Source organism: Methylotenera oryzisoli (genome assembly GCF_004661485.1).
GTDB lineage: Bacteria > Pseudomonadota > Gammaproteobacteria > Burkholderiales > Methylophilaceae > Methylotenera > Methylotenera oryzisoli.
On record NZ_PQVH01000008.1, the window covers coordinates 61,720 to 85,887 of the forward strand.

Consider the following 24,168-nt stretch of genomic DNA (forward strand, 5'->3'; position numbering starts at 1 on the left):
CACTGGATGTTAAATGATTAAACGCTTATTAGTTGCTGCAACTTTGCTCTTGTTGGCAGCTTGCGGCTCAGGCCAGCAGTTTACTGCACTCTCAGCCAATGCCAATGTTGTCGTTCTAGGAGATAGCCTAACTTATGGTACGGGTGCCGCAAGTGGTGAAGATTACGTGAGCTTATTGAGCAACAGTACTGGTTGGAATATCATGAATGCAGGTATTCCAGGCAATACCTCTGCAGATGGTTTGGATAGGCTTGACGCACTATTAGCACCACATGATGATGGCTCACAGAAAATCGATTTGCTCATTGTCGAGCTTGGCGGTAATGACTTTTTACGGCACATTCCTGAAGCAGAAACTGTGCATAACTTAAGTGCAATACTGGCAAAAAGCAAAGCGCGCAGCATTAACACAGTGTTAATTGCGATCCCAAAGTTTAGTCCGATAGGAGCAGCGTTGGGTAGTCTTGAAGATCATCCTTTGTATGAAAAGCTCGCGGAGCAGACTAATACGCCGCTGGTAGAAGATGTGTTTTCTGATGTGCTGGCAAAAAATAGCCTGAAAGCAGACCCAGTGCATCCTAATGCAGATGGTTATCGCATCGTAGCAAGTGGCTTAAAAAGTGCTTTATCGGACTTGGGATTGTTAAAGCACTAAAATCCGCTTAATTCGAATGCGTGATTTTCAGATATAGCACTACACACGCCAGTATGAAGGTGATACTGTTGGCAATAATAATTGGCCAACATGTCATCAGGACGCCATACACCAGCCAGCCAAACACGCCTAAGCTAAATATGCTGTACATAGGTAGAGATACGCCAGATAAATCCCTAGTTTTCCAAGAGTGTAGTGCTTGCGGCACAAAGGCAAATGTCGTTAAAAATGCTGATAAATAACCTATAAAATCTGTCATGTTCAGCATTAGCTCGCCTTAGTTACTGGTAATAGTTTTTTAACAGCCAGCATTGCTACCAAGGCCGCAATTCCTGCAACTACACCAAATAATCCATTTAATAAGGTTGGGGTAATGCTTTGCAGAAAACCACTACTCATGCCATTACCGATATGCTCAATGGCGTGATGTACCACTGGTATACCGTGAACCAAAATCGCACCACCTACTAAGAACATGGCAGCAGTGCCAACCACTGATAACGTTTTCATCATGTGCGGTGCAAACCATAAAATGCCGAAGCCAAGTTTACGTTTTAAGCTGGCGAGTATGGTGTGGCCTTTGCAGCTCGCTAGATATAAACCACCATCATCCAATTTTACAATCCCAGCGACTAAGCCATAAACACCAACGGTCATTATGACGGCAATCCCTGTTAGCACTAATATTTGCTGCGTAAAGGCTGCGGTTGCCACCGTGCCTAAAGTAATGACAATGATTTCAGCTGAGAGCACAAAGTCTGTGCGAATGGCACCTTTGATTTTTTCTGTCTCGAGTACTTCTAAGGTTTTACTCTCGTCCAGACCAATCATTTTTTTAGGATCATGATGTACGGTTTCTTCAGCATGAAAATACTTATGAAACAGCTTTTCAACACCTTCAAAGCACAAAAATAAACCACCTAGCATCAGTAGCGGTGTAACTAGCCAATTGGCTAAAGCGCTGATCACCAGTGCCAAAGGTACTAAAATGACCTTGTTCACAGCAGAGCCTTTGGCTACAGCCCAAACCACGGGCAATTCTCTATCGGCATTCACGCCAGCAACTTGCTGAGCATTCAGCGCCAAGTCATCTCCCAATACCCCCGCGGTTTTTTTTGCCGCAACTTTAGTCATGACAGATACATCATCTAAGATGGTTGCGATATCATCAATCAGCGTTAAAAGACTTGCCCCGGCCATGATTGCTCGTTTCTACACAAAAGTTAAAGGTTAATTAGGTTGACGAGGATTATAATGGATTACCAACATAATCATCTTTACTGATACTAAAAATCATGGCTAATCAAGCAAATAGTGAACGGGCATTAGCGATTAAAGGCATGACTTGTGCATCTTGCGCGAACCGAGTCGAAAAGGCACTACTTAAAGTGTCAGGGGTGCTCAGTGCGGAGGTTAACCTCGCTTTAGAAACTGCGCAGGTTGCTGCTGTAGACAACGTCACAATAAAGCAGTTAATCGATGCCGTGGTCGCTGCAGGCTACCAAGCGCAGTCATTAAACGCAGAGCAGGACAGAGTTGAACATCTGGCAAGTGTGGTCCAACAGCATCAGTGGTGGCCGAGTGCGCTTGCAGCCATGTTCTCGCTACCGCTAGTGATTGCAATGATCACTCAATGGCTAGGCTGGCAGGGGCAGATTCCTGGTTGGGTGCAATGGCTGTTATCCACACCGGTACAGTTTTGGTTAGGTTGGCGTTTTTATCAAGCAGGCTGGCATGCGCTTAAGGCCAGAGCCGGCAATATGGATCTACTGGTTGCAATCGGCACTTCCGCTGCCTATGGCTTAAGCGTTTATTTATTATTTATCCCGTCTCACAGTGGTGCTGTGCACCACTTGTATTTTGAGTCCTCTACTATTGTTATTACCTTGGTGTTGTTTGGTAAGTGGCTGGAAAGCCGCGCAAAATCGCAAACTACGCAGGCAATTCGCGCCCTTAATACCTTAAGGCCGGAGTTTGCTACGGTGGTAGTTGACGGACAAACGCAGCAAGTCTCAATTGCAATGGTGAAAGTAGGGGACATAGTCTTGGTGCGGCCGGGTGAGCGAATTGCGGTGGACGGCAATGTACAGCAAGGTGATAGTCAGGTGGATGAGTCTTTAATTACGGGTGAGAGCTTGCCTGTGGCTAAAAAAGTTGGCGATAAAGTCACTGGCGGTGCCATGAACGGAGAAGGTGCGCTATACGTTGAAACTACTGCTGTCGGCGCTGAAACGGTACTGGCGCGTATCGTAAGACTAGTTGAATCTGCACAAGCAAAAAAAGCACCGATTCAGCGTTTGGTGGATAAAGTGAGTGCAGTCTTTGTGCCAATTGTCATGGTGATCGCGCTGCTGACTCTGCTGGTGTGGGGCCTTTATAATGGTAACTGGGAGGCTGCTATAATTAACGCGGTAACTGTGCTCGTTATTGCCTGCCCATGCGCACTGGGTTTGGCAACACCAACGGCTATTATGGTGGGTACTGGTGTTGCCGCGCAGCATGGTATTTTAATTAAAGATGCTGAGGCGCTTGAACTTGCCCATGCGATTAAAACAGTGGCGTTTGATAAAACAGGTACGCTAACAGAAGGGCACCCTAAGCTGCTTGCCATGCATTCCACTGCTAAAGGGGAGGATGCTCAAGATAACGACCAATTACTGATTTTGGCTGCAAGCTTGCAAGCTGGTAGCGAGCATCCGTTGGCAAAAGCTGTGACAAATGCCGCCAATGCCAAAGGCTTGTCGCTGCAGTTGGCGCATGGATTACAGGCATTGGCAGGTAAAGGTCTGTTGGGTGAGGTTAATGGGCAGAAACTGTATATAGGGAGCTCGCGCCTGATGAATGACTTAAAGGTCAATCTTTCTAAATTTAAAGATGATGCACTGTTGCTGGAGAAAGCCGGGCATAGCGTTTCTTGGATAGCGCAGGCGAGAACGCTCGACAACTTTGCACCCAAGCTGTTGGGATTTTTCGCCTTTGGCGACACGATAAAACCAACGGCGCAGAAAGCAATTGCGAATTTATCACGGGCTGATATAAATACAGTGCTGATATCGGGTGATAACCAAGGTAGTGCTGCTAACGTGGCTAGTCAATTAGGTATTTCACAATATTATGCGCAAGTGTTACCGGATGAAAAAGCCGATATTGTGTTAAAACTGAAACAAAATGGGCTGGTTGCCATGGTGGGTGACGGTTTAAACGATGCACCAGCGCTAGCTGCGGCAGATGTTGGTGTTGCGATGTCTAGCGGTACAGACGTGGCAATGCATACCTCTGGTATTACCCTAATGCGCGGCGATCCTGCCTTAATTGCACAAGCGATTGATATTTCTAAGCGCACCTATCAAAAAATCAGACAGAATCTATTTTGGGCATTTATCTATAACGTAGTCGGTATTCCGCTGGCAGCCATGGGTATATTAAGCCCGGTACTGGCTGGTGCGGCGATGGCGTTAAGTAGTGTGAGTGTCATTTCCAATGCGTTATTGCTTAAGTTCTGGCGGCCTTCATAACGCGCTATTTATTTGATTGCTAGGACTTTAACGCTGACTGGCATTTTTACTTACTTAGGGTTTGATGAATTTTCTTGAGTTGCTGATCAACAAAGCTGGCAAGCGCGGGGCTGAGTGAGCCTATTTGTTGCGCTCTAACAAATGCTTGTTGTGCATTTTCAAGCTTACCTACGGCTTGTAAAGAAATACCTAAACCCACCAATGTGTTGGTTTTTACACTGCCGGTGTTGTTTTCAATTGCAATGGCTTTGGTGTAGTGGGTAATCGCCGCATCATGTTGGCCGCTACGCTGTAACAATGTAGCGAGAAAAGCATAATAGTCTGCACGATTACCTGCATAAGGCAAACCTTGCTCTAAAGTGCTGAAGGCTGCGGCTTGGTCGCCAGCGTTGACTTGCAAACGCGCTAAGGCGATACGAAACTCATTTTGCTCAGGGGCAATTTGCAACCCTGTATTGAGCACGTCTTTTGCGTCATTTAGCCTTTTGTTATCAAGCAACAAGCTTGCAAGTGTTAGTCTAGCCTCATGATGTGCAGGGTTAAACTCAAGCACTTTTTCTAAGTAAGTCTCTGACTCAGACACTCTGCCTTGCTGTAAATAAATCAGTGCTTGCTGGTAGTTGCTATTAGCCGTTTGTTCGGGGCTCATTTTTTTATGGATATTGGGCTGCTTATTGGCAAGCGCCAGTGCGTTTGTACTTTTACTGGTAACAGTCTTTTCGCTGTCATTTTTTATACTATCTTTTTTTTCAGGCTCTTTAACATCAGTTTCTTTTATTGGACCTTCTTTTGTTTGCGGTGTTGCTGTACTGTTTTTTTCAGCGACCAATGATAGGGGGCTTTTTTTTTGCAGACTGGAGTCTGCGTTTTTAGCTGGTTGTTCTTTAATCGTTTGTGGGGTGAATTTAAGCGATCTTTCAAATAAATGAGCTGGCTCATTAGGTTTGGTTAATGCGCTAGCGGTAGGTTTATTCATAACGGGAGGGTTGACGTCAGATTCATTGCTGATGTCAATACCGGCTGCTTCTGGTGACTGATTGGGCGCTACGGTTGCTGCTTCTGGTAACGTAGCTGTAGCTGCTGCTTTGTCTTGTATGGGATGCCCAAATTTTGAGGTCTTAATTTTCGCGGCAGGGTTGCTGTTGTTATCGTTGGTGGGTTGATTAAAGCCTAGTATTTCTTTGAGACGAGCCAACTGTGCAGGGGATGAAAGTGCAGCGTAGCCAATTACGATAATAAGCAAGCTAACACTAATCATATAAATGGATTTGCTACCGCTTTTTTTGGTGTATGCGCCAAATTGTGGTGTGATTGAAGGTTGTTGAACATCTGTGGATGTTGCACCACGTTGTTCAAGGTCTTTCAACATTTGATTGATTAAACTCATCGATTGTCTTTTTTATTGAGATTTAATATGGCTTTAGATTGTTAATGAAAATAAACACGATTAAGCCGATCGCTCCAAGCAGCATGGTTAAAGGTAAACTTTTTAACCCAAAATTTCGCCATGTTGCGTAGACAGACTCTGTGTCCGACGCAGCAGCCAGTACTTCGCGCATACCTACTTGGTGCTTACCTTTACCGTAAGTGGCTAGTAAGGCTTTATGTGCCAATATGTTAATCAGCCTAGGTACGCCTTTTGAGTAATAATACATTAAATATAAAGCGGTACGGCTAAACATACGGCTACCTTTGTAACCGGCAATGGTTAGGCGGTGATTAAGGTAGTATGCCATTTCGTCGCGGCTTAGTAGATCAAGCTGGTACGCAAAAGTAATCCTTTGCTTGAGTTGCCGGATGGAAGCATGGTTGAGTTTATCTTCAAGCTCTGGCTGCCCAAAAATGACCACTTGCAGTAATTTTCTTTTTTCAGTCTCAAGGTTGCTAAGTAAACGTAGCGCTTCTAACGTTTCTATTGGCATAGCCTGAACTTCATCAAGGCAGACCACTACTTTAATGTTCTCTCTCGCAAAGTTTAACAGTGCATGGGTCAGCGCATTGAGTATCACATGTTGCGTTATCTGTGTGTCAGTGGGCAAGCGTATGTTTAGCTCTTCAGCCAGTACCATTAAAAGAGATTGGGGCTCTAGGTAGGGGTTTGGTACGTATGCAATTTTATAGCTTTGATCCAGGCTGGACATGAGCTTGCGACATAGCAGGGTTTTGCCTGTGCCGACTTCACCAGTGATTTTAATAAATCCCTCACCGGTGGTCACTGCGAATATGACAGTATTTAGTGCATCTTGATAACTTGCGGATGCAAAGAAATAACTCGTATCTGGTGTAATACTAAAAGGAAACTCATTAAGCCCGAAGTGTTGCAGGTACATGGGTTATTGAGCCTCGGTGCCTGCGTCTTGCCTACGCATGTCTTCGATACGCTGTTTGCTTGATAACATGTCGTTTGACCAACTATCTTGCCCTTGAACAACGGATGCTTTTAGCAAAATGACCAATTCAGTTTTTGTTTTAGCAGTGCTTTGTTGACGAAAAGCAGCGCCTACGCCTTTGACATCACCCAGACCAGGTACTTTAGATTTTGTGCTAGATGCGCTCTCTGTCATTAAACCGCCAATCACTATTACGCGCCCGTCACGGGTGCGAACAATGCTGTCGGTCTCACTGATATTGCTAGATGCTAATGGTAGGTTAATTTGACCAGCAGTCCCACCTAATGTTACTTGCTTATTGACGGTAGAAACCTGGCTGATAGAAGGATGCATGTGCAGAATGATGTTGTCATCCTTATCAATCTGCGGTGTTACATCCAAGGTAATCCCAGAGAAAAATGGTTGTAATATTACTTCTGGCACAGTGGTAGTTGCACCTACAGATGCAGTGGTGTTAGAGGAAATCCCTGTTACAAAAAACTCATCGGTACCAACTTTGAGTACTGCTTTTTGATTGTTAATCGAAGAAATACGTGGGCTGGATAGTACTTGTACGTCGCCTTGTGTCTCTAAAAACGATAGCAGTGTGGAGAAATTAGCGCCTTGAAGTGCAATAGCAAATAGTGGGCCACCTAACGCGGTTGTTGCAGCATTAGTCAGTGCTGTGCCGCTAGAAGCCGTTAAGTCGCCGCTTACAAGGTTGCCATTGCCACTGCTTGAAAGACGTGTGTTTGCATTAATATTTCCTACAATACCAGTATTAGAACCGCTACGACCGAATACTGACCAGTTCACACCGCTTTGGGATTGATCATTCAGTTGCACGTTGAGTATTTTGGCTTCAAGTATTACTTGGCGCTCAATTGATACCTGCATTAAGTTTAAAAAGGACTCAACGTTACGAATCTCGTTCGGCATTGCGCGCACGACAATGACACCTGACTGCAAGTTAACAATAATACGACGACCATTCTCGTTACCCACAATACCATTTAATGATTCTGTTAAATCACGCCAAAAATCGTTATTGGAGGTAGTGTTGATACTTGAGCTAGTAAATGTGCGGTTGTTGTTGGCGCCACCACTGATGTTGTTTGATACTTGTGAAGTCGCGCCGGTGTTATTAGTGCCTTGCTGGTTGTTTTGACTGCCGCCGCTAATCGAACCTGATGTCACGCGGATATCAGATGCACCCTTACGTTGCCCGACAATGTAGTTAACTTGGAATACACGGGTTTGCATTGACTGTTGTTCAATAAAGATGCGTGAGCCATCTACTTTATATTCGTAACCATAGAGCTCTCTTAAAGCGTCTAGAGCCTCAAATACAGTGACATCTTTTAAATTAACCGAGATATCTCCTTTAATGTCTGGATGCACCAGCATGCTGTACCGTGTGCCGCCTACAATCCCCATCAAAACCTGATTTGCCGGTGCATTGTTAATGACTAAATCAAAACGTTGTTCCAGTTTTTTTGCAGTAGCTTTTGGGATTTCAATTTTTAATGGTGGTAGTAGTGCGTCATTAATTTCTACTGGCGTAACAGTTTTAGCAGGCTTTGTTTCAGCCCCAACAGTTAACTCATTTTTGATTGTGTTTAGCGTGGTTTGATCATGTGGCTGCAAAAAACCAGCGCAGCTAGTGAGTAGTATTACAATCAGTAGTGGAGATAGTCGGATTGCAGTTGTCGGCATGTTGTTCTCGTTTGGTACATTTTTTCTATATTGAGCAATCATTATTGCTTAATTTGACCGCTTTTTTTAGCAAAGCTAGCCTGACCATTAGTGGAAAGAATTTTCTTTTGCATAGCATAATCCATCGTTAATATTTTCAAAGTATTGTCTGGGTTACGCAGAATGGCCTCTCGCTCATTAAGTCTGATTAATGTTGCACCGTCATATTTCATTCCGAGCATAACTTTTTGACCATTAATAATCGCTGCATGGTGATTAGCACCGAGAATGATTGATTGTAGCACGGGGCCATCAAGCAAACCGCTACCATCAGTGCTGTGTGCTTGATTATAAAAGGCTGGAGGCGGTTGAGTTGGATCTCTTAGTGCTTCGGCGTAGACAGTATTCAGTGTAAGCAAGCACGTTGCCCCGATCTGCCATAGTTGGTTGAAAGTCATCTTCATGCTTATATGCTCAACCATGTTTTATCAGAGCTCAAAGTATACACTGTGAGCTTAAGCTGGTTATTCGGAAATGATTTTACGGTTAGTTCGCCTCGGTTCCACAGCACATGCCAATGCATACTTTCGATAGTACTAACATATTCCAGTAAATCTAAATAACGACCCTCTACAGTAATTTCCACTCCATGCTTAAACAAAGCACCCTCTTGAATAGGCGCTGGATTTTGCTCGGCTGAGTCAGCTACCGATGCTGTAACACCGCTATCAGTAGGTTTTAATGGCATCTCTACGAGATTTTTGGGTGGTAGCGTATTTAATGCGATTAATTTTAATTTGCCGTTTTTGGATAACAAATCCCTTAATAACTCAGGCATCTTTTCTGGGCTAATCAAGCTAGCATTAAGTTGACTTTGCTTGGATTCAAGCGCTTGCAGCTGGGTATGTAACTCTGCAATCCGCTGCTTGTTTTGTGCATCTGGGTCAACTGGAGGTTTGCTTTTGTACAAAGATGTCTGTTGCTGTAACTCTTGCGCTAGTGCTTGATCTGTCGAAATTTCAGTTAGTAATCTTTTTTTGCTTGCCTCAAATGAGTCGATCAGCAACATATGCATTATGGTATACGTCAACAATGCAGCTGCGCCAAGCACCATCAAACGTTCACGCTGATTGAGTGCCTCAACTTTACCGGAAAGCAATAACCATTTTTCCATGAAAGTGGTTTTCAAGGTTTTCCTCCAGTCATGGGGCTTGGGTTTGTGCTTTGAAGTGGGGCACTGGTTGTTAATGCCGATGTGTTATCAAGTCTGGACTCTAATGAGAACTCGATGTAATTAGGTTGATTTGTAATAGTTAATGTGTTTTTGGTATTGTTTTTTTCCGCTTCTGCTTCGGGCTTGCTTTGTGTTGTTGGCACCGGTATGTTAGCTAATTTCGGCGTGCTAATATTTAAACTAGAAAATAATTTACCTTTTAGTGCAGGTTCGTTGCTTAAGCCATTAATATACTGCGGCACCAAATCGCCACGTAGTGCACGACCCTGAATATTAAGCGTATCCGTTTGGCTATCAACACTAAAGCCCGTTAACCAAAGGCCATCAATGTTCTGTTTGGCAAATGCACGCATTAATGCTGCGTAGCTGTTAGTTGGTATTTTGCTTGATTGGTTAAGTGTGTTGAGTATCTGCTGCTGCACCTTTTCGCTTTCTTCTAGCGTTTCAATTTGCTTTTCCAGTGCGCTGTCTTTATCACGCGGCATGTGCAATGCAGTGATTGCTTTGAGTTCGGTTTGTGTTTTGATGAGCTCATTAGCCACTTGCTGGCGCTGCATGCTAAGAGAGCTAACTTCGCTTTTAATATAGGCGTAATAAGCTAGCATTGCAATTGTGATTACCCCTAGTATTACAGCGATGCTATTCAGGGTTAAGAATTGTTTTTGTTTGATTAATGCAAGGTTGACGAGGTTAATCTGTTGGTTCACAGTTCGCCCCCGTCACGCAGAGCGGCACCCAACACAGGGAAGAACAAGGCTTGAGACTCTAAAGTATTGAGTTTAGCATTACTTTCAAAGTCAAATATGTCTGATAAATCCAAACGTTCAACTTTAATATATAAATAAGAGCTTAGATAATCGTAAAAGTCTTCACGACCAACAAAAGGTGAGAGCACTAGGCGGTTAATTGTGAGTTGTGGGAACTGACGCTCAAAATTATCTAGAGAACGTTGAATTTCCAACCCAAATCGTTCGAAAATATTAGATTTTTGTTCGCTGTTGTCGCTGGAAAACGCTTCTGTGTTTAATTCAATCTGCCTCGCGTGGTATAGCGCCTTATTAGCTGTGAAGGTAAGTAAGCCGCCATTGCTGTCGATAGATAATAACGCTAGCCCACGGTTTTCTTCTTCAATGTATGATGCAATATTCCTTTGCGCCATCTCTTGAATATCAATCACCTCTAATCCGGATTTGCTAATATCCGCAAATTGCTGCATATAGTTGCCGATCACGGTGTTCTTGGCTGACACCGCATACACATAAGACTGCCTATTTGATTTGGTGTCATCAAGTGGAATATGGATCACGTCTACCGTTGCTTGCTCAACGGCATAATCAATCATATCTTTAAGCTTCCAGCCAATGGCTTGCTTTAATTCATTATCAGACACATTTGGTTTTTCAATCTGAAATATCTGGTATTCACCTTGCTTCATCAGCAAAGCGCAATGAAAACTATTGAAATCTAAGTCAGTATCCGCAATGATTGACTTAATATCAAAAGCATCTTTGGTGTTGTTTGCCTGAGAAATCGTCATTTTTACCAAGGGCTTACGGTCGCGGATTTTTATCACATGGGCAAGTTGCGTGCTATGCCCTGATGGCTCGATACACAACCATCCTTGCGATTTTTTCTTGGTAAAAAATTTGATCATGAGCGTTTCATCGAAGCCAAAATTTATTCTTGCTTTTAAATAGTATATACTACATTAAGTTGTACGTCGTAACTTATTGTAATATATCATTAATCGACTCAACTTTCTCTTTTATAACCATTTGTTTGGCACAAACGTACAGTCAATTAACTGGAGAGCACTAGAAAACTTCTCGCAAGTAAATAATAGGTGCTCTATAAGTGCCAAATGTGGCGCGTGCGCTTGGATTCGTGTTTCCTGCCCCTGTCCAGTTATATTTAAGCCAAGCAGGCACGGTTGCAGTCACATCTATTGAGCCGGTGTTGCCTGCGCCGGGAGCCCTGAGTGTTAGGTTGAAGTTACCATTACTTGGCGGTACTTTAAAGCGTTTGGATGCAATTCCTGACGCTGTACAACCTAAACCGCTACTGCCTGGGTTGCCTGTATCCAGTACACACAACTCACTGGGTACTAGGCCATCTGCGAGATTGGGATCTGTAAAGGCTAAGCTAACACCTGTCGTACAAATGTCGTTGCTATTGAGTGCCCATGAACCATTATTCCAGTACTGTGCCACCATTGGCATTGGCAATTCTAGCAACTCAGATCCGTAGGCATTTTGTATGCGTATGCGACCACTGCGTATCAAGGTACTGCCTTCTATGATTCCAGATGCAGAGCTTACCGCATCTGTATCGGCAGCTCTTAATTTAATAGTTGCTGGTGAGGTAAGCGCACTGGTGAATGTGTAATTTGGTGTGGTATTGGCAATGCCTTGTGTGAATGATGCCAAAGGCACGCTTGCGTTTAAAAGTGAGCCGGTTGCAATTGCATTAGCATCGCTCAATGTTGTAGTCTTGGAGAAGTTAGGGCTGGTATTTGCCGTGCCGTCATAGTTTATTGTGATGTTGCCAAGCGCATTCATTGCCTTAACTTGCACATTAAAGGGTTGGGCAGAGTAGCTAAAGTTTCCTGCATTACATCCTTGTGTAACGATGGTATCAAAATGATCTGGGATAAAACGGCCAACGTTACCTGCGCCATTGCACACGGTGCCACTATTGCCAGTATTATTGCTAGCCGTTATATCTGATCCTAAATAGCTACCACTGGTTAAAGTTGCCGTGATATCTCCATTTCCAACTTCAGTCCATTTTAGCGTACTGGCTGTTGCTACGCCGTTTGTAAATGATCCTAATGAACCTGTAAAGCTACCATTGACTGAATTGCTACCGGATGGTTGGCATTTATTAAAACTCAGTGAAGCGCCTTCTGCCGTAGTTTCTTTACCAAAGTTTGGGGTAGTTGTATTTGCTGAGTTTTGTGCAGTGACGGTAATGCCAAAGTTGCTACCAGCTTTAATCGGGGCTGTACTAATTCCTGAAAATGCAAAAATAGCTGGGGCAGTAATGAAATTATCAGAGCCTGTCATATTTAGACCACCTGTGGTGATTTTAGCGGTGAGAGTCATATTGCCCACATCTGCATATTGCACCGTAGTAGTGGCAACGCCGCTGGCATTAAAGCTTAAGTTGACGTTTTGGCCGCTGCTATCGCAGGCGGCAGTTGTGCTATTGCCGGAGTTTAATGCTTTATTGCCTACTCTTACTGGCATAGAGCCTGTGGCAGGGTTGTTGTAGTTACAAGTGAAATTGATATTTCTGTTAACGCTAGCGAATGCAGGCGTACAGGTTAGGCTGTTATTAGACTTTCTAACTGCACTGACGGTGACTGTTTGACTGACTTCTGAAATATGGTTTAAAACATCAAATAAAAAACCAGCTTCTAAAAAAGTAAGGTTGCTGTCACAGGTGGATCCAAAGGTGTAGTCTGAAGGGACGCAAATGACACCTGCGCCGCTTGTCTCTGTGATTTGACCGGGACCCGATTGACCAGAGGCTAGATTGATATTCAGTGTTTCAATAAACCCATTAGTTAACCCTAGCGTGATGCGAGATTCATTACTGAAGGTGTAATTGGCGGTACCGTTGCCGGTATCGTTAACAGGGTTAATGGTAGAAATGCCAGACCAAGTGCCATGGCTGCTGCTAGTAGCAATTTGCATGGTCGTGCCAGCTAAATTAAATAACGCATGGGCTGCATCATGGGCTTCTACTACGACATTTGCCGGGTTGCAGCCAACCACTTGCCCGCTATGCACAATGTGGAAATGATCTAATGACGTACAAGTGGTACGTACGATATTCATATCAGCCTCAGCTTGTGTTGCACTAATATCTCTGGCGTATATATATATCTCATCAATGGTGCCGTTGGCACCATTAGGTGTGCCGGTATTGGGTGTAATGCCAGAGGTGCGGTTGTCACCAATATAAATGGAACTTAAGTTTGTAATATTGCCACTTGAAGTGCTGCGGTACGGTGTAGTAGTGTTGGTTGTTTCTAAGTCGCCATCCAGAAATATTTGCAAAACAGTTTGGTTACTACCGGGCTTGATGTTCCAGCTCACGCCCACATGATGCCAGGTGTTTGCGGCAAAACTACGGCTCGTTGAGGTTTCCGCAGTGAGCACGGTGCCTGCGCTGTCTGTAATCGCAAACCTTAGCCTGCCATTGGCTAGCTTCATAAAGAAAAATGGCTGCGTGGCAATTTTAGTTGCATCAAAGAATGTTGCATTGGAAGACCCAGCATTCCACGCAACATTTGATTTGTACCACATATCTACCGAGCCTGTGTTACCCGGTACTATTGGCGTAGCAATTGCATCTATTGTTGTATTGGAGGTGTTGTTGGTAAAGCTGCCGCCACGACAAAGTTTACCAGTGGCTGTATTAGTTACCAACCCAATCACGGATGCATTTTGGCTATTGCCAGAGGTATCTTTAACTTCATTGGGAGTGTTAGTCCAAGTGCTTTCATCGAACCGATACTCAGCAGTTTTTGGGTCTAATTGATTGGCTGGATACCATAAAATAGAAGTGCCGTTAGTGGTGTCGATAAACGCTTGATTGTACGAGTATTGTGTGGAGTCAGTAGTACTTAACTGCACACCTACGGTAGCCGCAGAGCCTGTGCTGCTACCTGTTGTGTAGTTGTACTTAAAATTGCCGTTAACACCAGTATTGCTTTCGTAAAGTACGACTTGAAAGTTGTAGCGTGTCGTGGTGTTGTATAACTTCACGTTCACCCACGAAATCACAAAGCGATCTTGATTCGTTACCGGATCGGTAATGAGCTCATATTTCACAGAGGCGCCAGTTGTATTGTTACCTGTACCGGCAACAATATCGGTCCAGTAAGGCAGCATAATGTTGGTTGGTATGCCTTGCGAGCAACCTGTAAAGGCTAACGCATTTGATGTGATTGGGAGCGCTAAGTTTGAATAATTACGATGGTAGCCAGACGCGTCACTACCAAATTTTAGGATGCCGTTAGAGTAAATTCTAACATTAGTGTAATCAACACCGCCAAACGTGAACTTAAACCCGGATGGAAAGCTAATGTCAGCCCAGTCATCATCGCCTAGAGGGTAAGTTGTACATGCAGGTGACGCACCGGTGGCGTGCCAAGTAACCGTACTGGCTGAAACTGAAGGTGTATCGTAACTAAAGCTGTCATTCCTATATGCATAGGTTGCAGCATTTGCAAGGCTACTTATTAATGATAGCGCTAAGCTTAATATTAAAATAAGAAACCGTAAGTTCATTATTATTTAATCCAAATTACCATCAATTTTATTTTGGCCTAGTTGCACTGGCTGGCTGGTGTGGTGTCTGTTGCACGGCATTTGCTTACGGTTGCATCTAAACGGCGCTCACTGTATTCAATTGTACCAGCAACGCCAGAGCTTGCCGTGGATGTAATTTCAAAGATGCGAATAGTACGATCGGTGCCTTGCTCAAAGTAATCGATCGATTGAGCACAAGTAACTGCTACCACGTAGGATCCAATATTAATATTGGCTGGAGCAGGGCAGTTCACCAAGTTTGCCGTGCCTGGGGCCAGTACTTGAAATATTACCGACTCCAGCCCCGCACGTGCAGCCTGATAGGCTTGCGCACCTTGTATATCTTGCCTGGATGTTGCCTGTTGTATGCTGCTTATATTTAAAGCATAAGCGCCTAGTGCAGCTAAAATGACGAGCAAGAAGATTGCAGCTGGCAGTAAAAATCCACGTGTGTATTGTTTATTCATGGTGAATTAGCCACATTGATTTGATGCATCAGCGTTACTCTGGCTGTGTCCTCTGTGAGGCTGATATTGACAGAAACTATACCTGATCTTTGCAACACGCCAGACGTGTAAGTGATTTGGCAGCTTTCCAGATTATTAGCAAGTTGGCTACGCTGAACCCCTGCTAAACCATCAAGCGCGGCAATGCTGGCAGGTTGAGCAGCCTGAAACGCATAGCCCTGATATCGCCACAATATGCGATTAGTCATATCGCATGCATAAGTGACTGGTGTAGCGACCACTTGAAAACGGTTAGAGGGGGAGGCGAGCGGAAAGCTACTGCCAGTAAAGCTCAAGGTATTGCTATTGTTTGCAGCGTTCAGTGTACGCCTGCTAGTACCTTGGTAAACATCGGCCCCAGAAATGCCTAAGTTGTAGATAACTAATGACTGATTATTTGTGACGGTCATTGCCGTGCCTAATACATCAAAGTTGGTATCAGTAGGGTTAGAAAAATCTAAAGGATTATCCGTAGCAGGTGCAGTACCTACTGCCGCTCGATAACGTCCTGCTTTGAGTACAGGGGTAAACTCTAACATGCTATCAGCACCGTTGACCGTAGTTCTTACACTATTAGGTAGAGCGTTTCTGATGTCTCTAGACATGCGGCGTAAAGCGATGTCAGCACGGTCTGATAAGCTTGCCCGCCGCTCACTATCAAAAAAAGACTGCGTAGGGTTGCCAATAAATAATGCCACACCACCTGCAAGTATGCCGACGATTGTGATGACTACAACCAATTCAACCAATGTAAACCCTTGTGTGAAGGCGGGCTCTAAGCGCCTGCGGGCATGGGAGGGCATCTGTAAGTAACGTACAGATAAGTGGCTAGCTTTTAGTGGATGCCTATATATTGGGAGCATAACGAACACGGTAACCTGATAAGGTGACATCTGTATTGGCTGGTCCCGTCACACGTACACTAATTCTAAGTGCGGCATCATTACTCAAACCGAAAACACCGCCAGCTCGACTAATGGTGACTGCGGCGGTGTACGCTCCCAAACCTGCCAGTGGTGTAGTGTCGTTAGGGTTGCAAATGCCAGCACATGCAGCATTAGGCATTGAGAATCCGCCGTAATCTGCAACATTATCAAAAGGGTTGGTATTGCTGTAGCGGCTCTCTGAACCGGGAAATGGCCCAGCAATCGCTCCAGCACCTGCTGGATCTGTATCTTGTGTTTGAGTGGTGCAGTCAGTGGAGCTAGTTGCTATTGATGCGTTGGCATCATCTGGGTCACAAAAGGTAAATGGCTGCTGCTGGATTTCTAGCAATAGTGATTCAGCAATGGATAAGGCTTGTTTCCTCACTAACGGATCAGCACTATTGCGTCCGGTGATTTCCAACACTTTTAATACACCTGCTAAAGCAACGCCCATAATCACAATAAACACAACCAACTCTACTAAAGTAACACCCCGTTGGGTAATACCCACTCGCGAAAACGCAGATGGCATTGAGCGTTTTAATAAGTCAGCTGGGCGAGTATATGGTGGTAGGTGGTTAGGTTTATCGGACATAACCGGTTTCTGCTTCTACTGTAATAGTGCGCGCAGGTTCTAATGTGACTGCATTTTGGATTTGAAAGGTTGCGGTAGCATTGGGTAGAGGGCTGCCTAAACCATCAAAACCAATCACTGCGGTGCTTGCGGCCACTGTGACGTTGTTTGGTAATACTTTAACGTATGCTGCGCGCGTAGCGGGGTCAAGTACTGGAGCGCTACAGTTATTCGTGTAGCCGAGGCAAATGGTTCGTGTTGCGATGTTCACATTGGCGAAAACTGTGGTGCGTTGCGCAATAGCTGTTTTTTGTGCGTATCGTAAAGCTGACATCAGGGTGCCATAGGCTCCCCTTGCATCAAAAGCATCCCTGCCAATAAAACGAGGTGCAGCAATTGCGGCAATTAAACCTGTAATTACAATTACTGCTACCAGTTCTACAACGGTAAAGCCTTTTAATTGACGCATGCTTAAACGAGTATACGCTGCATTTACACTTATGATGTTTATATTAAACTGGGATTGGTAAGCAACTAGCACCCACCAGTCGCTACGGCAACTGCACCTGTAGTGCCATTATAACTAGCTTGGCATGTTACGCTGCCACCGTTAACTGGTCGGAATGTAACGGCCGTTGCTGTTGTGTAGTCGGGCGTAACTCCCTCTGCGACGGTTAAGCCTGTCATTGCAGCCCCAATGCCAGCGAGTGTGCCAGTAGGTATGCCGGTAGCTGCAGCAACCGCAACTACCGTGCCATCAACCATAGTTACCGTGTTTGCTGTGCCGCCGTTTGCAAAATGTCTTGCTTGTACTACGCCTACTGATGATCGCAGACCACCAGCCAGACCATTTACCGCAGCAATTCGAGCATCATTTGTTAAGTTAATAAATCTTGGCAAAGCAGTAGCCGCCAAAATACCTAAAATCACAATCACCACTACTAATTCAACTAAGGTAAAACCAGATTGTTGTTGCTTCATTATTAAAACTCCTTAATACGTTACGGGGTGTTAAATAGATTTTTTATAAATTTAAAGTATCTATGTTTATTACAATTAAATAAAAGCAGTGTTAAATTTTTAACGGGCACATATCCAATTAATCAAGATCCATACTTGAAATTTAGGTTTTCTTAAAGTTAGCAACCAGTTGGGTCAATCGGCGTGATCACCGGTGCACCGTTAGCTGCTGCTTCAGTGTAAGTAAACTGGCATTGTGCAGGCGTAGGTGCACCTTGAATTTGAAACGTAGCAACCGTGCCTGTGTCTGTGTAGTTATAGCCATCTGCCTGTAACTGTGCCAGTGTAGGATTAAATGTTGTGGTTAAGCCAGCCGCTGAAAGTACGCCAGCCGTACCTATTGCAGTAACGTCAGGGTATGCGTTTACTAGGTTAATAATGCCATTTTCTGTACACACTGTACCGGTTGCCCCGTTGCTATTGTCTGCCGTGCCGCCGCCTGGGCAAGCTGTTGTGTCAGCGATATTGTTTCTGGCCAATACTGTTGCATGGGCTAATGCTGCCGCTGCGGCAACGCTACCTCTAGCCGCATTCAGTTTTGCAATGCGCGCATCACGTTGTAGATTGGTGAATCTAGGTAGGGCAACTGCTGCCAAAATACCCAGAATAATAATCACCACAATTAACTCAATGAGGGTAAAGCCTTTAATTTTGCTAGGCATTTTTTTCCTTTTTTTAAACAAAAATGATTAATTTGTTACCAACGCTAAATCTAAACCACCGGCACTCAGTTTTGATGAACTTTGACTGGTGGAGGTGTTAATGAGCTCATACCGCGCTTCAGTATCATCACTATGTACATATACTAACTGTTTTCTGTTGATATCGAAATACCAAACAGTATGTAATCCGGCTGGTTTGGCTGACATTTCTCCAATATAGTTGATTGGTATTTCATTAATGAAGCGCATTGGATTGGTTTTGACCAATGTTTTTACATCAACCGATTCATGTCTTGCTTGTTTGTGTACCCAGCTCTCGGCAATTGCTAAACGTATATTGTTAAGCTCTGCATCACGCGTGACTTTTCCTATACTCACTTGTGCCCTGTTCAGGCTATAAAGCAGCAAGGTTGTTAATACACTAATAATGACCAACGTGACCACAAAGTCAAATCGGTGTGCACCAGCACTGTGCTTTTTTAACAAAGCGGGCACGGAGTATTAGCCTTTGTGCAATGCAATGTTGCCAAGATCCCATATTGGTAAGAAGATGCCCAGTGCCAGAATCAACACCATCACTCCTAAAAATACGATTAAGATAGGCTCAATCTGCGCACCTAGGGTTTTAATTTCATATTCAACATCACGCTGATACATGTCGGCAATTTCTTCCATGAGATCATCTAGAGAGCCTGATTCCTCACCTACGGCAATCATCTGCAGAACAATGGGATTAAATACACCACTATTGGTTGCAGTGCGTAGAATGCTTTCACCACGTTCCACACCTTCGCGCATTTGGTCGATACGGCTACCCACATAATCATTATCGGCAGTTTGTGCAACGAGCTTTAGCCCATTGGTAATCGGTACACCACTTTTACTTGAGAGTGCAAAACTTCTGGCAAAGCGTGCCATGGTCGCTTTATGGACAATTTTACCGGCGATAGGTATTTTTAATTTAATGCTATCCCAGTTATACCTGCCGATACTGGTTGCAGTATATGAGCGAAACAAAAACACAGCACCAACTATTAGGGCCAATAAGTAGGGCCAAAATGCCTGCATAAAAGCTGAGAACGCCAACAAACCTCGTGTCATTAAGGGGAGCTCAACACCAAAGCTTTGAAATACTTTTGCAAACGCCGGAATGACAAATAAGTTCACCACAACAATAGCGACAGCCATCGCAATCACCACAAAAGTAGGGTAGCGCAATGCAGCTTTAATTTGATCGCGCATAAATCGTTCAAACTCTATATGTTCGAATAACCTAAAAAATACGCTATCCAATAAACCGGTACTTTCGCCTACACGTACCATGCTGACATAAAAGCTTGAAAAAACGCTAGGGTGCTGTGCTAGTGCTACTGAGAGTTCACGGCCACCAGCCAAGCTCTCCCGTACGTTACCAATAACTGAAGAAAAAGCTTTGTTTTGTGTGGATGCCTGTAAGCCGTTGAGTGCGTTCATAATCGGAATGCCAGCTTTTAATAAGGTGTACATTTGTCTGCTAAAAAGCATGACATCTAGCGTACTAATCTTTTCTTTAAATAAATTAAAGTTGACTTCTTTAGTTGCCACTTTTGCTGATTGAGCTTTAATTTCTATCGGCGTGATATTGATGCTCAATAGCTGCGAGGCAACATTGCTGCTGTCTATACTTTCCATGGTACCCTGTACCAATGCCCCTTGGCTGTCTCTACCTTTGTAAGCAAACGATGGCATGCTGCTTTACTCTTCGAACTGATTGTTGATGCGCATAGCCTCAGCAATCGTCGTGCGTCTGGCCAAGACTAGGTCAATCGCACTTTTGCGTAAGGTTTTACCAGCCATGTTTTGGCGACCTAACTTAATGAATTGATTCGGGTCGCTGTGGCTAGCAGCGTCCACCAAGTCGTTATTCATCTCCAGAAGCTCATACACGCCAAGCCGTCCCTGATAGCCAGTTCCATTGCAAAGGCTGCAACCTTTGCCATGCGCATATTGGTGTTTTTCAGTTTCATGGCCGATTTCATATCGCAACCATGCATGCTCAAACGGTAAAGGTTCATAGGGTTCAGTGCATCCCTCACACAGAAGACGCACTAATCGCTGGGCAACAACACCGACGATTGAAGTTGCTACCATGTAGCGGGGCACGCCCATATCCATCATCCTAATCAGTGTGCTGGTGGCATCATTCGTATGTAGTGTGGATAGCACCAAATGGCCGGTCATCGCTGCCCTTAGGCCAATTTGCGCTGTTTCTTGGTCTCGCATCTCACCAACTAGAATAATGTCAGGGTCTTGCCGCAATGCTGATCTAAGTACGCGTGAGAAGTCTAAATCAATTTTTTCATTAACTTGCACCTGATTGATTCCGGGTAGGCGATATTCGACAGGATCCTCAACAGTAATGATTTTATTGGCAGAGGAATTTCTCTCGTTTAGTGCGGCGTAAAGTGTTGTGGTTTTACCACTGCCAGTTGGTCCCGTTACTAGCACCATGCCGCTGGGGCGGTGAATTAGTTTACGAAACCGTTCCAGCATATCGGGAGGCATCCCTAGCTTATCCAATGCAAAGTTGCTACTATTTTGGATCAACAGACGCATGACCACAGACTCGCCGTACTGCGTTGGCATCGTAGAAATACGGATATCAACGGGCTGCTGTTTAATTTTTAATGCAAAGCGGCCATCTTGGGGTAAGCGCTTTTCAGAAATATCCAAACTAGACATTAGTTTAAGACGTAGCACTAATGCTGAAGTAATTTTTAATTCTGCTTCGGTTTGTAGGTGCATCACACCATCTATCCTAAATCGAATATATAGCTTGTTTTCCTGTGGTTCAATATGAATATCTGATGCGCGCACCTGTGCTGCATCTTCAAAAATTGTTTGTAGTAGCTTAACAACAGGTGCCTCTTCGCTATTTCCCGTAATTCCTAGTGCAGCAAAGTCGATTGCGGTGTCACCAAGGTCTTGCCCAAGCTCCATAGCAAGGTTTGAAATTTCGTCGGTACGGCGATAACTGCGGTCAATCAATTGTAGTAGTGCATTTTCTTGCACAACCGCTAGCTCTATATCTTTGTGCAGGATACGAACGATTTCATCGTAAGCAAATAGGTCAGTCGGATCAACCATGCCGACTAGATAAGTGGCGCCTCTGTCTTCCAAAACCGCGCTACGGAAGCGCCTAGCTTGCGCTTCTGGCAATTTGTTAATTACTTCGGTTTTGGTGCTGAATTGCTGGATATTGATGTAGGGGATTTTTAACTGGTGTGCAAGCGCTTCAGAAATTTGTGTTTCTGTCACATATCCACTGTCTACAAAAATACGGCCAAGCTTGCGACCGGTGCGTTTTTGCTCTTCTAGTGATCTATTTAAATCGTCAGCAGAAATCAGGTTTTGCTGAACTAACACTTCACCAAGGCGAATCTTTTCAGGACGTGCCATTTAAACCTCAAGTTTATTCATTTTATTAGTATTTTATTTTTGTAATAGTTGATATTACACTTGGCAAGTAATTGAGTTTATCCTGAGCATGCTTAAATTTACTCTTTAAATTAATTATATACGCTGTATATTGCACTGAACGTATTGAATGTGCAACCAACTCATTGGCATTTATCATGATCGCATTGGATATAGGTCTCAGTGGTGCAGTGCATTTTTACCCAAGCTATATTTTGGCTCCTGTGAGGTTGAGTGAAAAACTATGATAAAGCCTTTGAGTTTTATGATTACCCTAAGTAAGCTTAATGCTAAATTTTAGGACTTACTGCAATTTTAAACACGGCTTTGTGAATATTGCCTGTGCCAACTAATGCAGTATGTGCATCTTCAGGAAAGAAAATACAAAAAGAGTTTGCCGGAGTGGCGACCCATGCGGTTGGCATAGCATTAAATAGCTGTACATCGTAAGTCGCGTTGTAGTCACTCTCAGGATTTTCACAGTCGGCAAGCGATTTCCAGCCCATCTCATCCACCCCATCTAGCACTAGTTGAATATCAATATATTTGCGATGGCATTCTAATTGTGTTGAGTCTCTACTTCTACCTTGTATCCGCTCAATAATGACAAATAAATCATCGCCTGCGATAGAGTGTTTGCCGGGCGCTAATGCATGTAAGTTTGTGCTTTGTATATAGTCGAATACCTTTGTAAACAAAGGATGCAACATGGCGTAGCGATGTGCATTGTTTATCGTATCTAAAATCATAAGAATTAACCTTTAGCCATTAATCACTGTTGAGTTGTCTATACGTTGAGCTAGTACTGTCAAACTTTGTGTTATCTCGCTGAAAACCGGGCGCGAACTTACATCTGGTTGTGCGCAATGTTGTTGGAGTATACCTAAAGCATCTACGATGTGCTTATTTTCAGGCTGAGGGCGGCAGCGCTCAAGCAACTCTTCAAGCAGACAGGCAAAAGCGCGGGCTTCTACGCGCTGCAAGCCAGAAGTCAGCTGCGTATCATGTTGAGGAATAAACGAGGCGGCGCCAAAATCTCCAAGTAAACAATTCCCTTGCTCGTCCCATAGAATATTATGCGCATATAAATCGCCATGGGTGATGCCTTGCCTATGCAGATGTTGCGCTGCACTGGCAATACTCAAAGCAATGCTGAGCACAGAGGCTAAACTAAAACTGGTATGTTCTGCGTAACAATCACGGGTGCAAGATTCCAGGCTAGGTGGCCCGGCAAGGTTAACGAAACTAGGTGGGATTAAAGACATCAGTAACCCAGATCTGCCTGATGTGTGTCCGACCACATTACCTGCGACTGGAATCAGCGCAGCATGAGCACCGGCTGCAATGCTTGCACATTGCTCACTGCTTGGTAAGCCATCACTGGTAACGGCTCCTTTAAATATCTTTACAGCAACAGGTGAGGCTAAGCCTTGTATCTGATGGGTGGCGTTGTAGATAGTGCCAGATGCGCCTTCGCCTAGTTGCTGCTGAATATTAAGGTTGTGCCAATCAATCTGTGGGATCTTTTGATTGGTTATTGCGGCAGATTCATAGGCTTCGCTAAATGGATTGCCTGCGTAAGCTAACCAAGCAAGGCGTGGTAGCGACACTAGCCAGCAAGGTAATGATGTAAATTGATTGGCAGAAATGCGGAGTAGTTCTAAACGGGAGCAGTTCGCCATGGATGCCGGCAAATCTCGCAACTTATTTCCTGCGAGCATCAGCTTTTGCAGCATTTTGCAGTTGCCTAGTTCTTGAGGTAACTCAGTAACTTTATTGTCAGTTAAAATCAGCCAACGTAATTTTGCTGGTAAAGCAGATGCCGAAACCTTGTTAATCTGATTGGATTTAAAGCCTATCATTTCAAGATTAGGGCAAAGTCCCAACACCTCAGGTAGCTCAGTAAAATTGTTTTCTGAACAAAAGATAATCCGCAACTTGCTTAACCTAGGCAGATCATCGGGTAGGGTATTTAGGGCATTGTTCGATAAATTAAGAATCTCTAAAGACTCGCTCAGCTCAAAGATTTCTCGAGGGAACTCAGTTAACTGGCAAGCAAGATCCAAGCGTTTAATGCCAGTGAGTTTACCTGCGCGTAATAAAGAGAGGGTGTGCATACTTAATTCATTTATCCCGATTAATTTACACTGGCGTAGTGAACATGATATTGACTTGCAGAGGTTAACGTAAGCGCCATAAAATAAAAAAGCCCTGCATTTCTGCAAGGCTTTGTAT

Annotated in this window: 23 protein-coding genes; 2 read left to right on the forward strand and 21 right to left on the reverse strand. The window is 44.1% G+C overall.

The window, feature by feature from the left end; translation table 11 throughout:
• Positions 1–13 precede the first annotated feature (13 nt).
• Positions 14–655: a GDSL-type esterase/lipase family protein gene (locus tag C3Y98_RS04890; protein ID WP_135276993.1), complete on the forward strand. Its 642-nt coding sequence runs from the start codon at positions 14–16 to the stop codon at positions 653–655.
• Positions 656–662: 7 nt separating this feature from the next.
• Here C3Y98_RS04890 and C3Y98_RS04895 read toward each other — a convergent pair whose 3' ends face one another.
• Positions 663–923, reverse strand: coding sequence for a SemiSWEET transporter (locus C3Y98_RS04895; protein WP_135276994.1), 261 nt, complete (start codon positions 921–923; stop codon positions 663–665).
• Entirely contained in the window at positions 923–1,855 is a 933-nt protein-coding gene (locus tag C3Y98_RS04900) for a DUF808 domain-containing protein (protein ID WP_135276995.1), read from the reverse strand. The genes C3Y98_RS04895 and C3Y98_RS04900 overlap by 1 nt, the downstream gene beginning before the upstream one ends.
• A gap of 95 nt (positions 1,856–1,950) precedes the next feature.
• Here C3Y98_RS04900 and C3Y98_RS04905 point away from each other — a divergent pair, with 95 nt between their 5' ends.
• Positions 1,951–4,170, forward strand: a complete 2,220-nt coding sequence (locus C3Y98_RS04905) for a heavy metal translocating P-type ATPase (protein ID WP_135276996.1) — start codon at positions 1,951–1,953, stop codon at positions 4,168–4,170.
• 46 nt (positions 4,171–4,216) lie between these two features.
• Here the strand turns inward: C3Y98_RS04905 and C3Y98_RS04910 are convergent, their stop codons facing one another.
• From C3Y98_RS04910 to C3Y98_RS05000, 19 genes are all read right to left on the reverse strand, one after another.
• Positions 4,217–5,557, reverse strand: coding sequence for a tetratricopeptide repeat protein (locus C3Y98_RS04910; RefSeq protein ID WP_135276997.1), 1,341 nt, complete (start codon positions 5,555–5,557; stop codon positions 4,217–4,219).
• 22 nt (positions 5,558–5,579) lie between these two features.
• On the reverse strand, positions 5,580–6,500 hold the full coding sequence (locus tag C3Y98_RS04915; RefSeq protein WP_135276998.1) for an ExeA family protein: 921 nt from the start codon (positions 6,498–6,500) through the stop codon (positions 5,580–5,582).
• 3 nt (positions 6,501–6,503) lie between these two features.
• A complete protein-coding gene (gene mshL / locus C3Y98_RS04920; protein ID WP_135277727.1) occupies positions 6,504–8,255 on the reverse strand; it encodes a pilus (MSHA type) biogenesis protein MshL in 1,752 nt (583 codons plus the stop codon).
• A 41-nt stretch (positions 8,256–8,296) separates the two neighbouring features.
• Positions 8,297–8,698, reverse strand: a complete 402-nt coding sequence (locus C3Y98_RS04925) for a hypothetical protein (RefSeq protein ID WP_135276999.1) — start codon at positions 8,696–8,698, stop codon at positions 8,297–8,299.
• A 2-nt stretch (positions 8,699–8,700) separates the two neighbouring features.
• Positions 8,701–9,423 (reverse strand): MSHA biogenesis protein MshJ, encoded by a 723-nt coding sequence (locus tag C3Y98_RS04930; RefSeq protein WP_135277000.1) that lies wholly within the window; start codon positions 9,421–9,423, stop codon positions 8,701–8,703.
• Positions 9,420–10,175 carry a PilN domain-containing protein gene (locus C3Y98_RS04935; protein ID WP_135277001.1) on the reverse strand — a complete coding sequence of 252 codons (756 nt, stop codon included), beginning with the start codon at positions 10,173–10,175 and terminating at the stop codon, positions 9,420–9,422. Before C3Y98_RS04935 ends, C3Y98_RS04930 begins: the two co-directional genes overlap by 4 nt.
• On the reverse strand, positions 10,172–11,122 hold the full coding sequence (locus tag C3Y98_RS04940) for an agglutinin biogenesis protein MshI (RefSeq protein WP_135277002.1): 951 nt from the start codon (positions 11,120–11,122) through the stop codon (positions 10,172–10,174). The genes C3Y98_RS04935 and C3Y98_RS04940 overlap by 4 nt, the downstream gene beginning before the upstream one ends.
• A gap of 160 nt (positions 11,123–11,282) precedes the next feature.
• Complete coding sequence (locus C3Y98_RS04945; RefSeq protein WP_245234325.1) at positions 11,283–14,768, reverse strand: DUF6701 domain-containing protein; 3,486 nt, start codon at positions 14,766–14,768, stop codon at positions 11,283–11,285.
• A 38-nt stretch (positions 14,769–14,806) separates the two neighbouring features.
• Positions 14,807–15,256 (reverse strand): pilus assembly PilX family protein, encoded by a 450-nt coding sequence (locus C3Y98_RS04950; protein WP_135277003.1) that lies wholly within the window; start codon positions 15,254–15,256, stop codon positions 14,807–14,809.
• A complete protein-coding gene (locus tag C3Y98_RS04955) occupies positions 15,253–16,158 on the reverse strand; it encodes a type II secretion system protein (RefSeq protein WP_245234326.1) in 906 nt (301 codons plus the stop codon). Before C3Y98_RS04955 ends, C3Y98_RS04950 begins: the two co-directional genes overlap by 4 nt.
• The gene (locus tag C3Y98_RS04960; protein WP_135277004.1) at positions 16,142–16,816 is read right to left on the reverse strand and encodes a type IV pilus modification PilV family protein; all 675 of its coding nucleotides are present in this window, start codon (positions 16,814–16,816) and stop codon (positions 16,142–16,144) included. Before C3Y98_RS04960 ends, C3Y98_RS04955 begins: the two co-directional genes overlap by 17 nt.
• Positions 16,806–17,264 (reverse strand): pilus assembly FimT family protein, encoded by a 459-nt coding sequence (locus C3Y98_RS04965; protein WP_135277005.1) that lies wholly within the window; start codon positions 17,262–17,264, stop codon positions 16,806–16,808. Before C3Y98_RS04965 ends, C3Y98_RS04960 begins: the two co-directional genes overlap by 11 nt.
• 65 nt (positions 17,265–17,329) lie before the next feature.
• Positions 17,330–17,776, reverse strand: coding sequence for a prepilin-type N-terminal cleavage/methylation domain-containing protein (locus tag C3Y98_RS12890; protein WP_135277006.1), 447 nt, complete (start codon positions 17,774–17,776; stop codon positions 17,330–17,332).
• 158 nt (positions 17,777–17,934) lie between these two features.
• Positions 17,935–18,477: a prepilin-type N-terminal cleavage/methylation domain-containing protein gene (locus C3Y98_RS04975; protein WP_135277007.1), complete on the reverse strand. Its 543-nt coding sequence runs from the start codon at positions 18,475–18,477 to the stop codon at positions 17,935–17,937.
• 27 nt (positions 18,478–18,504) lie between these two features.
• Complete coding sequence (locus tag C3Y98_RS04980; protein WP_135277008.1) at positions 18,505–18,972, reverse strand: hypothetical protein; 468 nt, start codon at positions 18,970–18,972, stop codon at positions 18,505–18,507.
• Positions 18,973–18,978: 6 nt separating this feature from the next.
• Positions 18,979–20,205: a type II secretion system F family protein gene (locus tag C3Y98_RS04985; RefSeq protein ID WP_135277009.1), complete on the reverse strand. Its 1,227-nt coding sequence runs from the start codon at positions 20,203–20,205 to the stop codon at positions 18,979–18,981.
• Positions 20,206–20,211: 6 nt separating this feature from the next.
• Positions 20,212–21,915, reverse strand: coding sequence for a GspE/PulE family protein (locus C3Y98_RS04990; RefSeq protein ID WP_135277010.1), 1,704 nt, complete (start codon positions 21,913–21,915; stop codon positions 20,212–20,214).
• A gap of 308 nt (positions 21,916–22,223) precedes the next feature.
• Positions 22,224–22,682, reverse strand: a complete 459-nt coding sequence (locus C3Y98_RS04995) for a NanQ anomerase/TabA/YiaL family protein (RefSeq protein ID WP_135277011.1) — start codon at positions 22,680–22,682, stop codon at positions 22,224–22,226.
• A gap of 12 nt (positions 22,683–22,694) precedes the next feature.
• Positions 22,695–24,050: a leucine-rich repeat-containing protein kinase family protein gene (locus C3Y98_RS05000; protein WP_135277012.1), complete on the reverse strand. Its 1,356-nt coding sequence runs from the start codon at positions 24,048–24,050 to the stop codon at positions 22,695–22,697.
• Positions 24,051–24,168 lie beyond the last annotated feature (118 nt).